This is a genomic window from Brevibacterium sp. CSND-B09 (genome assembly GCF_052906525.1).
This window is the reverse complement of record NZ_JBREGI010000001.1, coordinates 2571989-2584900: the sequence shown is the minus strand read 5'-3', so window position 1 is coordinate 2584900 and position 12912 is coordinate 2571989. Positions and strand designations below refer to the sequence as shown.

The 12912-nt window shown below is 65.3% G+C and carries 9 protein-coding genes and 1 tRNA gene; 5 read left to right on the top strand and 5 right to left on the bottom strand.

Features of this window, described 5'->3' with window-relative positions; all coding sequences use genetic code 11:
• Positions 1–151: 151 nt before the first annotated feature.
• Entirely contained in the window at positions 152–2542 is a 2391-nt protein-coding gene (locus ACU4IU_RS11535) for a YhgE/Pip family protein (RefSeq protein WP_446656794.1), read from the bottom strand.
• The gene (locus ACU4IU_RS11530) at positions 2539–5532 is read right to left on the bottom strand and encodes an MMPL family transporter (protein ID WP_446656793.1); all 2994 of its coding nucleotides are present in this window, start codon (positions 5530–5532) and stop codon (positions 2539–2541) included. Before ACU4IU_RS11530 ends, ACU4IU_RS11535 begins: the two co-directional genes overlap by 4 nt.
• Before the next feature lie 63 nt (positions 5533–5595).
• On the opposite strand from ACU4IU_RS11530, the gene ACU4IU_RS11525 reads away from it, so the two are divergent.
• The 3 genes from ACU4IU_RS11525 to ACU4IU_RS11515 all read left to right on the top strand — a co-directional run bounded on the left by ACU4IU_RS11525 (position 5596) and on the right by ACU4IU_RS11515 (position 7512).
• The gene (locus ACU4IU_RS11525) at positions 5596–5739 is read left to right on the top strand and encodes a hypothetical protein (RefSeq protein ID WP_259357317.1); all 144 of its coding nucleotides are present in this window, start codon (positions 5596–5598) and stop codon (positions 5737–5739) included.
• A 2-nt stretch (positions 5740–5741) separates the two neighbouring features.
• The gene (locus tag ACU4IU_RS11520) at positions 5742–6398 is read left to right on the top strand and encodes a TetR/AcrR family transcriptional regulator (protein ID WP_139467952.1); all 657 of its coding nucleotides are present in this window, start codon (positions 5742–5744) and stop codon (positions 6396–6398) included.
• A 97-nt stretch (positions 6399–6495) separates the two neighbouring features.
• The gene (locus ACU4IU_RS11515) at positions 6496–7512 is read left to right on the top strand and encodes a hypothetical protein (protein WP_446656792.1); all 1017 of its coding nucleotides are present in this window, start codon (positions 6496–6498) and stop codon (positions 7510–7512) included.
• A gap of 15 nt (positions 7513–7527) precedes the next feature.
• Here ACU4IU_RS11515 and ACU4IU_RS11510 read toward each other — a convergent pair whose 3' ends face one another.
• A complete protein-coding gene (locus tag ACU4IU_RS11510) occupies positions 7528–8775 on the bottom strand; it encodes a C45 family autoproteolytic acyltransferase/hydolase (RefSeq protein WP_446656791.1) in 1248 nt (415 codons plus the stop codon).
• 42 nt (positions 8776–8817) lie between these two features.
• Complete coding sequence (locus ACU4IU_RS11505) at positions 8818–9900, bottom strand: MBL fold metallo-hydrolase (RefSeq protein ID WP_172171726.1); 1083 nt, start codon at positions 9898–9900, stop codon at positions 8818–8820.
• A 311-nt stretch (positions 9901–10211) separates the two neighbouring features.
• Here ACU4IU_RS11505 and ACU4IU_RS11500 point away from each other — a divergent pair, with 311 nt between their 5' ends.
• Entirely contained in the window at positions 10212–11651 is a 1440-nt protein-coding gene (locus ACU4IU_RS11500; protein WP_172171728.1) for an APC family permease, read from the top strand.
• 276 nt (positions 11652–11927) lie between these two features.
• Positions 11928–12467: an MOSC domain-containing protein gene (locus ACU4IU_RS11495; RefSeq protein ID WP_172171730.1), complete on the top strand. Its 540-nt coding sequence runs from the start codon at positions 11928–11930 to the stop codon at positions 12465–12467.
• Between the two features lie 312 nt (positions 12468–12779).
• On the opposite strand, the gene ACU4IU_RS11490 is transcribed toward ACU4IU_RS11495, so the two are convergent.
• A tRNA-Ser gene (locus ACU4IU_RS11490) sits at positions 12780–12870 on the bottom strand.
• Positions 12871–12912 lie beyond the last annotated feature (42 nt).

Here is a 12912-nt window from a genome sequence, read left to right as displayed (position 1 = left end):
CCTGTTTCGAACATGGGCTATCCAACTCAGACTGGGCTGTTCGCAGAGGCGCCGTGGTGCGTGGCGCCGTGGTGCGTGGAGCCGCTACGACGCGCCGGGCCGGAAACGTCGCGGCACACCGGGCAGCGTGGCGCCGCGGCTGCCCCGGCGGCTACGCCATTTCGAGGGCGGCTTCGGGCTTCGTGGTCCGGGCCCGGACGATGGCCAGCAGCGACATCACGATGCCGATGACCGCCCAGGCCAGCAGTCCGCCGTATGCGGCTGCCTGCCCGCTGGTGCCCGCGGCGATCGCTGCGAAGCCGTTCATCGACGGAGTCAGCGGCAGGAACGGTGCGACGAAGTCGAAGAACTGCGGCACCGCCCCGATCGTCCGACCCGCCACGGCCAGCACGACGGCGATGACCGAGAGGAACCGGCCCACTCCCCCGAACCACGCCACGAGTGCGAAGTTCAGGATCATGAACACGATCGCTGAGACGAACGTGAGCACTGCGATGTCGAAGCCTTGGATCGCGTCGATGTCCATCACGGTGACCGCGAGGATCGAGAGCACGAGCGCCTGCAGCACGCCGACGACGAGGCCGGGCAGCAGTCCGCGCGCCCACACGGCGAACGAAGACTTCGTCGAGAGGAGAGCCCATGCCGGGATCGGCTTGAGCACCGTATAGGTGACGAGTCCGCCGATCCACAGGGCGAGCATGATGAGCAGCGCGATCGTCGATCCCGCCAGCACATCCGTGACGCTGTCCGTGTCCGGGGATTCGATATTCGCCGAGGCGACCTTGGCCAAGCGGTCACGTTCCGGAGCCGTGTAGGACGGCACTTCGTCCGCACCGTCCTTGACGCCGTCGGCGAACTTGCTCACGCCCTTCGCGTACTTGCCCGTACCCTCATCGAGCTTGTCGAGGCCTGCTGAGAGTTCGGAGGTGCCGGTTGCGGCCTCGGAGACACCGTCGGTGTACTTGCCGACACCGGTGCTGTATTCGCTCAGCCCATCGCTGAGCTGACCGGCACCGTCGGAGAGTTCCGAGGAACCGTCGGCGACCTTGCCGATGCCCTTGGACAGGGCCGGCATTCCGTCGGCGAGCTGCTGGTTGCCGTCGGCGACGCCGGCGGCACCGTCACGCAGTCCCTTCGAGGCCTCGAGGAGCTTCGGAGCGTTCTTCGAGATGTCCTCCATGCCCTTCGTCAGCTCACCGAGGCCGTCCTCGAGTCCCTTGACGAACTTGGTCACGCCGTCGGAGAGCTCCGAAGCACCCTTGGCGAGGTCATCGGACCCGCCGAGGAGGGACGAGCCGTTCTGCTCCTGCTCGAGCCCGTCGACGGCCTGGTTCAGACCACCCGAGGTGCCGTTGAGCAGCCCCTGTGCATAGGCCTGCTCGATGCCCTGGCAGACCTGATCGGGAGTGCCGGTCGGGCACATCTCGGCCCGTGCCTGCTCCGCCTCGTCCTTTGTCATGATGCCGGCAGCCACGAGTACGTCGAGATCAGGTTTCGTCCCGGCCAGCTGATCGGCCTTATCCGCACCCTCCTTCAGCCCATCGCGGTACTGGTGCAGTCCGTCGGAGAGGCTGGAGGCGCCCTTGGACACACCGTCGGCGCCCTTCTCGAGCTCCTTGCCGCCCTTGGTGATGTCACCGAGGCCGCCTTCGCCCGAGTCGCCGGATCCGGCGAAGCCCTTGATGATCTCGTCGATGGATTTCGTGTATTCGTCGACGCCGTCGGAGAGCTCACCGGAGCCGTCGGCCAGCTTCTGCGTGCTATCGGGCAGCTTCGAGGTCTTCTTGTCGAGTTCGTTCAGGCCCCCGGACATCTCCGAGGCACCCTTGGACAGTTCGCCGGCGCCCTTCGACAGCTCCGTGGCTCCGGACTTGAGCTCGCCGCCGTTGTCACTGAGCTGCTTCATGCCTTTGGACAGCTCGCCGGCGCCTTCGGCCGATTGTCCGGTGCCTTCCTCGAGGCCTTCGGCACCCTTGTCGAGTTCCCCGGCTGCGTCGCCGAGGTCCTTCATCTGATCGCCCATCTTATTGAAGCCCACGTAGATGTTGTCGAGGTAGTTCTCGGTCATCTGCGTGTTGAAGGTCGTCCGCGCCACCTCGGCGACGGATCGGGAGATCTGCGTATCGAGCGCGGGAGCGGTCCCGGAGACGTCGACGTCGAGCTGCGTCTGCGTCGCCGACTTCGCATCATCGACCGAGGTCACAGCGCGGGAGAAGCCCTCGGGAATCGTCAGCTTCGCGGCGTATGTGCCGTCGGACAGCCCGTTCTGCGCATCCTCTTCATCGGTGATGACCCAGTGGATGTTGTTCTCGTCCTCACCCACCAGACCGCTGGTCAGCTGACGGCCGATCGGCACGGTCTTGCCGTCGACCTTCGCTCCATCGTCGTTGTTGACGATGGCGGCTTCGATGGTCTCGAGACGATCGCCGCTCTTCCACGTGGCGAGGATGAATCCGGCCGCCACGATGATCGGGATGAGGACCAGCCCGAGGAGGGAGAGCCAGTTCACCGGCTTCTTCGAGTTCGCACGTTCGAGTCTCACGACTGCACACCTTCCATGTTGGTGCTGTCGACGGCGTGGGTGTGTTCGCCGTCTGATTCGCTGTCGGTTCCGCCCCGCTCATCGGGTCGAGCCTCGTCGAGGTCGAGGTGGAAGTAGTTCGTTTCGGGATCGAAGATCCCTGTCACATCCCCGTCGGGCAGGCCGAGGATGACGGTGGTGCCTTCGGCGACGAGCTGCGGCAGCAGATCGCGCAGATCCCGTGCCGGTCCGGCCGATTCCCGTGCCCCGGCCGCGAGCTTCTCCGCCCCGTCGATGACGAGCAGATCCGGCGCCGAGGCGGCCATCCGAGAGATGTCGCGCGGACTGATCATCCGGTCGGCTTCGCCCCGGTTGAGGTCGAGGTAGGGAACCTGTCGGCGGACCCGTCCGGCGTGTTCGGGCAGGACGTTCTGGCCGATCTTCATCTCCCCGGCCGTGAGTCCGACGCGGCCGGACACGGCGAGCAGGAGGGCTCGGCGGGAATCGCCGCTGGCGACGAGGATCTGGCCGGGCAGCAGGGAGATGTCGACGCGGGCGAAGCCGCGGTCTCCGGAGTACACGCCGATTCCGCGTCCGTAGACCCGGTAGTCCGAGTTCGGCTCCGGCCAGTCGCGCAGGGCCACTTCGTGGGCGAGGCCCTCTCCTTCGACGTCGAGGCGCGGCAGGATCCGATCGAGCCACTTCGGCAGCCACCAGGCCTTGTCGCCGAGCAGCTGCATGATCGCCGGCACCAGCGACATGCGCACGAGGAAGGCGTCGACGAAGATGCCGGCGGCCAGGGCGAGCGCGATCGACTTGATGATCGGTTCGCCGGCGGGCACGAAGGCCGCGAAGACGGAGAACATGATGATCGCTGCGGCCGAGACGACGCGGGCGGAGGAGGCGAATCCGACTCTGATGGCGTCCTTGGCCGAGGAGCCGTGGACATAGGCTTCGCGCATGCCCGAGACGAGGAACACCTCGTAGTCCATCGCGAGGCCGAAGAGGATGCCCATGACGATGATCGGCAGGAAGCTGATGACCGGTCCCGTCCCGTCGATGCCCAAGGGGCCGGCGAAGAGTCCGTCGTGGAAGACGAGGACGACCGTGCCGAAGGAGGCGAAGACGGAGAGGAGGAACCCACCGGTGGCCTTGATCGGCACCGCCACGGAGCGGAAGACCATCATGAGCAGGATGATGGAGAGTCCGACGACGAAGATGCCGAAGGGCACCAGAGCCTTGCCGAGCTGGTCGGAGACGTCGATCTGGATCGCGGTGGCACCGGTGACGGCGGTGTCGAAGTCGAAGTCGTCCTCGATCTCCGTGCTCAGGTCCCGCAGCCGATCGACCGTGTCGAGGGTCGCCGGGTCGTCGGAGGCCGTCGTCGGAATGATCTGGAAGAGCCCGACGGTCGCGTCCCGGTTCGGGGTGGCCATGATGACCTGTTCGACGCCGTCGACCTTCTCGATGCGCTTCTCGATCTCCTCGACGTCTCCGAGCGGATCGTCGCTCGTCACGATCTGGCTGGTCATGACCAGGGGCCCGTTGTAGCCGGGTCCGAAGTGCTCGTCGATGAGGTCGTAGGTCGCCCGTGCCGGGGTGCCCTGCTCCTGGTCGCCTGCGGTGGGCAGGGACAGTTGGAGCTGGGTGGCGGGGATCGCGAAGAGCGCGAGGCCGCCGACGATGACGACGATCGTCAGCAGCGGGATCTTCGTGACGACCTTGAGCCACCCGGCGAAGAACTTGTTCATGATCGTCGGCGGGTACGGGTCGCCGCCCTCGGCGCGCGCCTCGTCGGCGATCCTCTCCCGCAGTGCCGGGTTGGTCGCCTCGGCGGGGGTTCCTGTGGAAGCGTCGGTCGCCACAGTGGGGGTTCCTGTGGAACCGTCGCCCGCCTCGGTGCCGGTCGATGATCCCTTCGCCGAGGCAGACGTGCCCGTCGTCGCCCGCTGAGCGGCCGCGGCATAGGCCTTCCGGTAGCGCTTCGTCGGCTTCGGGGTGATCTTGGACTTCACGAGTCCCAGCAGGGCGGGGACCATCGTCAGGGAGATCATCACGGCCACGGCGACGGAGCCGGAAGCGCCGATTCCCATGATCGTGAGGAAGGGGATTCCGGCCAGGGACAGGCCGAGGAGCGCGATCATCACGGTCATGCCCGCGAAGACGACGGCGGACCCGGCGGTCGCGACGGCGCGTCCGGCCGCCTCGACGGGGTCGTGGCCGTCGGCGAGGAGGTCGCGGGCGCGGGAGACGATGAAGAGTGCGTAGTCGATGCCCACGGCCAGGCCGAGCATGAGCGCAAGCATGATCGACGAGGAGTTGATCGTCGCGAATGCGGTGCCGCCGACGATGAGCAGCACGGAGATGCCGACGCCGATGAGCGCGGTGATCAGCGGCATTCCCGCGGCGCGGAAGGAGCCGAGGGTGAGCAGGAGGACGATGAAGGCGATGACGACGCCGATGCCTTCGACCCAGGAGATCTCGACACCGGTGATCTGGAAGAGCTCACCGCCGCCTTCGACCTGCGCGCCCGGCAGGGCATCGCGCAGCGGGTCGAGCGCCTCGATGAGGTTGTCGCCGGCGGCCTCCCCGACGTCCTGCTGAGTGCCGTCGTATTGGACGGAGATCATGGCCGCCGTCTCGTCCTTACTGATGGCGCCCTCGACGAGGTTGGAATACGGGGAGGTCACCGTGTCAACATGTGGGAGGTCCTCGATGCGGTCGATCTCGTCTTCGATCGCATCCTTGTACTTCGCATCTTCGACCGAATCGCCGTCGTCGGCGACGACGATCACCGAGGCGGAGACGCCGGCGGCTTCGGGGAACGTCGACTTCATCGAGTCCAGAGCCGTCTGCGCCTCCGAACCCGGGAGTGTGAAGTCATTGTCGAAGTCCTTGGAGAAGGCGGCGACTCCGGCTCCGACGAGGACGAAGATCAGAAGCCACGCGGCGATGAATCGCCACGGGGTCCGATACGCACGACGGCCCAGGGCGTAGAGGAAAGTTGACACGAAAACCTCGATACAAAAGTGTATTGGATACAGTAATGTATTGTTGTGCAATACCCACCCTCCATGCAAATGGATCCCAGGTTGAGCGGGGATTCCCATGAGATGCTCAGGCGCCTCGCTCTCCGCCACGCCGTCGCTGCCGGCTCCGATGCCGGCGCAGAGAACTGCACCACCTTGGCCATCGCCGACCCCACCGCAACGAAATGACGATGAACACAGACGAACTCAGCCCACGCAGACGCCAGACCCGATCCACCCTCGTTCAGGCCGGCACCTCGGTCTTCGCCGTCCGCGGCATCGACGGCGCCTCGATCGAGGAGATCTGCGAGGCCGGAGGCCTGACCCGAGGGGCGTTCTATTCGAACTTCTCCAGCCGTGACGATCTGGTGCTCGCGATCATCGAGATGCGCATCTCGGAGAACCTCGATCGCCTCGATGCCACGATCCAGCGGTGGTCCGAGCAGCTCATGGCCACTGCCGAGGTGCCGGAGATCAAAGCGCTGATGACGCAGTTCATCGACGATGTCTTCAATGAGAAGAAGCAGACCGTGGCCGAGACGATCACGGAACAGGAGATCGAGCTCTACTGCCTGCGGGTTCCGCATCTCCACGCCCGCTATGTCGAACTCAACGCCACTCAGCTCGATCGGCTGGCCGCACTCGTGACCACGGCCCTCGATGTCGCCGGCGCCACGACGAAGCAGCCGCTCGGCGACTTCCTCACGGTCATCATCTCCGTGTTCAACCGGATCGCCCTGACTGCGGCGGCCGGGAAGAAGATGGACGAGCACGTCGACATCGATCCGAGCCTCATCGTCGAGGTCCTCATGCACCTCATCGATTTCTGTCCCGACGCCGAGGTCTGAACGCTTCTGCCCCGACAGCGATACCTGGAGGCTTCTGCCCCTATGACAAGGTCTGAACGCGCTCGACGAACCGGCTCGAGGCACTAAGGTGGTGCCCGTGAACGAACTCCAGCGCGAATTCTCTGCTTTCATCAACAATATGGACGTCCGCCTCGGCGCGTTCGTCCTCGCCGACCTCCCCGAAACCTTCGAGAAGGAGGACGGGGAGACCGTGAAGTTCCCGAAGGACTTCGGGCCGAAATCACTGCCGATGCTCGAACTCTTCGTGCTCTCGAAGTTCCCGAACACCGAAGAGATCCTCAAGCCGGAGAACCGCCGCTTCTTCGAAGGACTCATCCGCTACCTCGGCGAAACCTATCTGCGTGCGATCGGCGGCGTCTGGGACCACGACGAGTCGACGGGTAACGGGATGCCATTCATCCGCCCTGACAATGCCGACGGTCCGGCCGCCGGTGAGCCGATCCCGCTGGTGGGCATCGTGCTGGCCGCCGTCGACCAGCGCAGCGCCGAGGTGTTCACCGCAGTGCTCGACAAGGCCAGGGAGCTCCTCGGCGGGGACGGCCAACCGCGCCGCAAGTGCACGGGACTCTCCCTCGGCGTGCTCAATGCCGAGAACTCGAGCGAGGAGGAGGTCGAATTCCTCACCCGCTTCATCGGCACCGTCGAACCGGGCATCGCCGCCTGGACTCAGGAGCAGGCCGATCCGAGTTCGTGGGGCTTCGACCGGGAGAGCCTCGCCCGTCTGGGCAAGCAGGTCGCGGTCCGCTACGACGGCCCCGATGACATGATCGCCGAGGACGAGACCCCCTTCACCGCCGGCGCCATGCGCTTCATCGGTGAGACGGTGCGCCGCATCGCCTTCGGCCAGTGGCGCTACGGCGCCGAACTCGAAGCCGATGATCCGCGCAGCAAGCAGCCGTTCATCCGCTTCGTCATCGGCGATCAGAATCTCGACCTCGTGCCGTGGCGACTCATCCAAGCCGCACTGGAGAACGACGATGCGATCGCGTCTGCCCTCGACGCGGTCATCGAGATGCGCGAGCAGGAAGCCGCCGAGGCGGACGAGAGTTCCGATGATTCCGCCAGTGCGACGGACGGAGCAGACGAGGACTGAGCGACCGCCGCCGGTTCAGAGTTGGAAGCGGCGGTTTCCGTGCAGACCGTCGGCCGGTGACCCGGGTGCGAGGTCGATCTGTCTGCGCGCCGGATCGATACGCACGCTCACCAGGGTCGCCGAACGATCCCCGTAGGCGGCACCGGGCGCCGGAGTGCAGCACACAGGCGCGTCTCCCGGTCCAGTCGTCAGCAGCTTCGTGAGATCTCCGACCGTGACGGACGAGTTCTTCGCACCGTCGGTCGAGGCGACGCTGTCGGGCTCAGCGGCACCGTCGGTATGGGCGGCGCTGTCGGACTCGGCGGCACCATCAGCAGGGGGCTCTCCGCCACGCGCCAGCGCACGTTCGGCTTCGAAGCGCACGACCGCCTCGGCGAGGTGACGGTACCGTTCCTGCGAGGTCGAATCGGGACGCAGCTCGAGTGCACCGTCGAGCAGATCCGGGTGCAGGAAATGGTTCGTGTGGATGAGGAATCCGGACTCCCCCGTCTCCCCATCGGCCCCACTGCCCGCGCGGGCCCGCCGCTCGCGCTTGAGCTCGCCGGCGATCTCGACCTGGACGGCCGCCTCGGCGGTGATGACGGTGATGATCGACGATGATGACGTCGGGGCGGAGTCGATGATCTCGAGCGCCTCGGCGAGGGTGCCCGCTTCGGCCAGGACACGGGCGAGGATCATGTGGATGGGCACTCCCCCGGCCGTGTCGCCGGTGTGCTTGAGGATGTTGAGCAGGACGCCGACGCCGGCCTCGTTGAGACCGATCTTGCCGAGCATTCCGAACTCGGCGATGCCCACATGCCGGTGCTGCCCGGGCACGGCACCGACATCGTTGAAGTGCCACAGAGTGGAGAAGTCCGCCGCCCAATCCCAGTTCTGTGCGGCCACGGAGGCGCCAGGACTGGTGTGGCTCACGGCCGAGCATTCGGTCGGCGCGGCCGGTGCCTGGGTCATGATCTCCGTCCGGGCGACGATCTCCATCAGTTCGGGGACATCGATTCCCGCTCCGGCGGCTACGGCTTCGACTTCCTCGGCGCCGGTCGGCCACCATTGCTGGAGTCGCTGCCAACTCGACGTTGCTGCCGAGTGCACGGCCGCCTCGGTGATGGACAGATGCGAGAAGTAGCGCCGATACGCGTCCAGGGTGGAGGCGATTCCCGTGCGCAGCTCCTCGCCACGGCGGTGGCCGCGTTCGACGTGGTCGCTCGCATGGACGGCGAAGGTCACGGGCCGCACCTCGGCGGCGGGAACGAATTCGGTGCTCATGCTGGTTCCTCCTTGCTCTCTCTTCTCCAGGCCGGGCCCGGCTCAGTCCTTGCCGACGAGAGAGCCGACGCCGATGTCGATACCGAGATAATGCATGTGCGCGGCGGTTTCGGCAAGGGCGGCGAAGAGGTTGAAGTTGTGCAGGCTCTCGAAGCCGCGGGACCAGTGCAGGCCCGCCGCGATCGAGTAGACGCTGTGGTCGTCGGTGGCCTCCATGCGGGCGCGGATCTCGCCGAGGCGCTCGTGATGGTGTTCGACGAGTTCGACCTTGCGGTCATGGAGCCCGCGGAAGCGGAAGCCGTGGGCCGGCAGCACCGCCACGTCCTCGTCGAGCTCGCCGATCTTCTCCAGCGAGCGCAGATAATCGCCGAGGCTGTGCGTGATCGCCCCGGAGTCGAGGCCGATGTTCGGCGTGATCGTCGGCAGCACATGGTCGCCGGAGAAGAACAGTTTGTCCTCGTCGCGGACGAACGCCGAGTGCCCGTAGGTGTGCCCCGGCGTCCACATTGCCGTCACTCGACCTTCGTCGAGCGGGAGTTCGGTGCCGTCATCGAGGACGTGGATGTTCTCGGGCAGCCGGCTCATCGCCTGTCTGTACAGGTCCATCGAGGCGCTCTTCGACCCGCCCTTGTCCGATCCGACCTGGAGGCTTTCGACTTCGGCCCAGCGGTCCTCGGGGACACCATAGGCGCGGGCGATGTTGAGGTTGGGGTCGATTCCGGTGCCGAGGTCGACGGCGTTGGTGTAGAAGCGTTTGATCGCGCGCAGGTCCTCGCCGTGCATGGCGACCCAGGCGTCGGGGTTCTTCGCGAGGAGTGCGGGCACGAGCCCGATGTGGTCGCGGTGATAGTGGGTGATCGCGATTCCGTGGATATCGGTGACCGTGAAGCCGAGGTCGTTAAGCGCCGAGGTGAGCGCCAGGTACTGATCCTTGCCATCCCAGCCCGGGTCGATGAGGACGACGCCGGAGCCGTCGGCGAGGGCATAGCAGTAGGTGTAGACGAGAGGGTTGTTGGGGATCGGGACCGGGAGGGCCCAGACACCTTCGGCGACCTGTTCGACCGGCGGCAGGACTCGATCCTTCCATGCCGCCGACTGCTGGGAACTGAGCGTTTCGATCGCCATACTGCTCTCACACCTCTCGTGGGGCCACATTGTCCGTTGACTGCAATCTACTCTGTTTCGCGTCGGCGCTGACGGTTCGTTCGATAACTGGTCATCGTGATGCCGGCTGGGACTACCGATATCGTTGCCGATATTGACGGTTTTCATCGGAAAGGTCACGATTTCACACTGATACCCGTCCCGATCCTCGGCGATGGTTTCGTTTTCAGTACCTTGGGCGCTAAGATCATGACGCACATCACTTCCGGGCCGGTCATCGATGGCGACGTCGACGGCCCGGCGGGCGGCAAGACTCATTGGGGAGGATTGATATGGCTGCCTCTGGCTCACTGAAGCGCAACCTCGGACTGTGGTCCATCGTCGGACTCGGACTCGGCTATATGACGCCGACGGTCGTCTTCGACACGTTCGGAATCGTCTCCGAACAGACGAACGGAGCCGTTCCGGCGGCGTACCTCGTCGCGCTCATCGTCATGATCTTCACGGCCTTCAGCTACGGCAAGATGGTCAGGGTCTTCCCGACCGCGGGGTCGGCCTACACCTATACGCGGGAGACGATGTCACCGGGGCTCGGCTTCCTCGTCGGGTGGACCTCCCTCCTGGACTATCTGCTGCTGCCGATGGTCAACTGCCTCATCATCCGGCTCTACATGGAGTCGATGGTCCCCGATGCGCCCCCGTGGGTGTGGGTCATCGTCTATACGATCGTCATGACCGGCATCGTCCTGTCCTCGATGCGGGGAACGGCGAACATCAACGGCGTCCTCCTCGTCTTCGCGGTTGTGCTCGTCGCCACGTTCTGCGTGCTCGCCGTCATGCAGCTCAACGCCGGCGAAGGCGCCGGAGTCGTCTTCAGCCCGGAGCCGTTCATCCATCATGGCGTCCACCTCGGCGCGGTCCTCACCGGTGCGACTGTCGTGTGCTTCTCGTTCATCGGCTTCGATGCGGTGACGATGTACACGAACGAGGCGAAGCACGTCAGCCTCATGCCGAAGGCGATCATGCTCACCGTTCTCGCCGGCGGTCTCATCTTCCTCGTCGCCGGCTACTTCGCGCAGCTGCTCTTCCCCGACAATTCGCAGTTCACCATCGTCGACGATCCGCTGCCGGAGATCGGCATGATCACCGGCGGCCACGTGTTCCAGCTGTTCTTCGTGGCTGCGGCATTCGCTGCGACCGCCGCCTCGGGGCTGGCTTCGCATGCGTCGGTGTCGCGGATGATGCTCGTGATGGGCCGCAACGGGGTGCTGCCGCGCAAGGCCTTCGGATACATCAACCCGAAGACGCACACTCCGGTGTTCAATATCGTGCTCGTCGGTGCGGTGTGCCTGCTGGCGATGTCATTCAGCCTCGAGCTCATCTCGGCGCTCATCAACTTCGGTGCGCTCATCGCCTTCACCTTCGTCAACCTCACGGTCATTGCGCACTACGCCTTCCGGACCAAGCAGGTCAAGGACTTCAAGTCGGCGTTCAGCTACGTCGTGATGCCGGCCGTCGGCGCGATCCTCACAGGAGTCCTGTGGGTCAGCCTGCACGGGACCGCGCTCATCGGCGGTCTCGTGTGGCTGGCGATCGGCATCGTGTACCTGGCAGTGCTGACCCGCGGATTCAAGCGTTCGGTGCGCAGCTTCGACGACCCCGAGGCCGATGCCGAGATGTCCGAACCAGAGGCGCCTGAGGCTGGCGAGGGTGCTGGGACGCCCGAGGCTGGCTCCAGCGGTCCCGAACCGGGAGCACCAGTCCGCGACTGAGCGGTCGGCACCTGAGTGCACTATCGGCCTAACGGTGCCTATGAGCGGCTTCGAAATTCATACGCGGTGATCTTGATCAGTGCGCATGAATTTCGAACCCGCGAGTTACGACACTTAGCGCTGGGCGTGCCGTTCAAGCGCTGCACCGCGGGAATCCCGTCGTTCAAGACCAGGCGCGGTTATCGGTAGGTCTGCCCAGCGAAAAGCGCGCTCAGCCTTGAACGAGCGGAAGTGGAGTCTCTGTCGCGGGGCTGGCCACATGGGAGAATCAGTTCCATGGTGTCCTCGGTTCGCGCAGTCCACTTCAACCCTGCGCATGACTTCAGCAAAGAGCCGATGCCCTCGATCACGCTCATCGAGGGCATCGGCGTCGCCGGTGACGCTCATGCAGGCACGACCGTTCAGCATCGCAGCAGAGTGGCCAGGGACCCGAGCACACCGAACCTCCGACAGGTCCACCTCATCCATGGCGAACTCTTCGACCACCTCAGCGACGAGGGGTTCACCGTGGAGCCGGGCAGCCTCGGGGAGAACATCACCACGCGCGGAGTCGATCTGCTCGAACTGCCGGTCGGCACTCGACTGAGAATCGGTGAGGCGACAGTGGTCGTCACCGGTCTGCGCAACCCGTGCCGTCAGATCGATGACCTGCAGCCTGGCCTGATGAAGCGCCTCGTGTTCAAAGACGACGATGGCCATGTTCGCCGGCTTGCCGGAGTCATGGGCATCGTCGCCCGAGGCGGAGTGGTTCGTCCGGGCGACCCGATCGCCGTCGAGCTTCCACCCTTGCCGCATCATCCGCTCACCACCGTCTGACAAACTCGCTGAAGGCACTGGGACACCCGGCGCTTCCGGCGGGCCTGGTCAAGAAGGACCCTTGCGCGACCGAGTCTGTGCGACTCGGTCTGCGGCAGCGGCAGCGCTAGGACCGTCGTTCAAGCGCTGCACCGCGGGAATCCCGTCGTTCAAGACCAGGCGCGGTTATCGGTAGGTCTGCCCAGCGAAAAGCGCGCTCAGCCTTGAACGAGCGGAAGCAGAGGCTTTGCCGCGAATGCTGACCCGTCGCGGCGGGCGCGCGAAAGCCCCCGAGCTCTTCGCTGTTGACGATGAGCTCAGGGGCTTCTCCCATGGCGGAAGCGGTGGGATTCGAACCCACGGTGCGGGGTTGCCGCACAACGGTTTTCAAGACCGTCTCCTTCGGCCGCTCGGACACGCTTCCTTCGGTTCTTCCATGCTTGTGACAGTGATGGAGCGAACCCGG

Bases quoted from the DNA above. Each gene is read 5' to 3' on its own strand.
- ACU4IU_RS11525 (WP_259357317.1), top strand. From the start codon at position 5,596: ATGCAAATGGATCCCAGGTTGAGCGGGGATTCCCATGAGATGCTCAGG.
- ACU4IU_RS11520 (WP_139467952.1), top strand. From the start codon at position 5,742: ATGAACACAGACGAACTCAGCCCACGCAGACGCCAGACCCGATCCACC.
- ACU4IU_RS11510 (WP_446656791.1), bottom strand. From the start codon at position 8,775: ATGAGCACCGAATTCGTTCCCGCCGCCGAGGTGCGGCCCGTGACCTTC.
- ACU4IU_RS11505 (WP_172171726.1), bottom strand. From the start codon at position 9,900: ATGGCGATCGAAACGCTCAGTTCCCAGCAGTCGGCGGCATGGAAGGAT.
- ACU4IU_RS11500 (WP_172171728.1), top strand. From the start codon at position 10,212: ATGGCTGCCTCTGGCTCACTGAAGCGCAACCTCGGACTGTGGTCCATC.
- ACU4IU_RS11495 (WP_172171730.1), top strand. From the start codon at position 11,928: ATGGTGTCCTCGGTTCGCGCAGTCCACTTCAACCCTGCGCATGACTTC.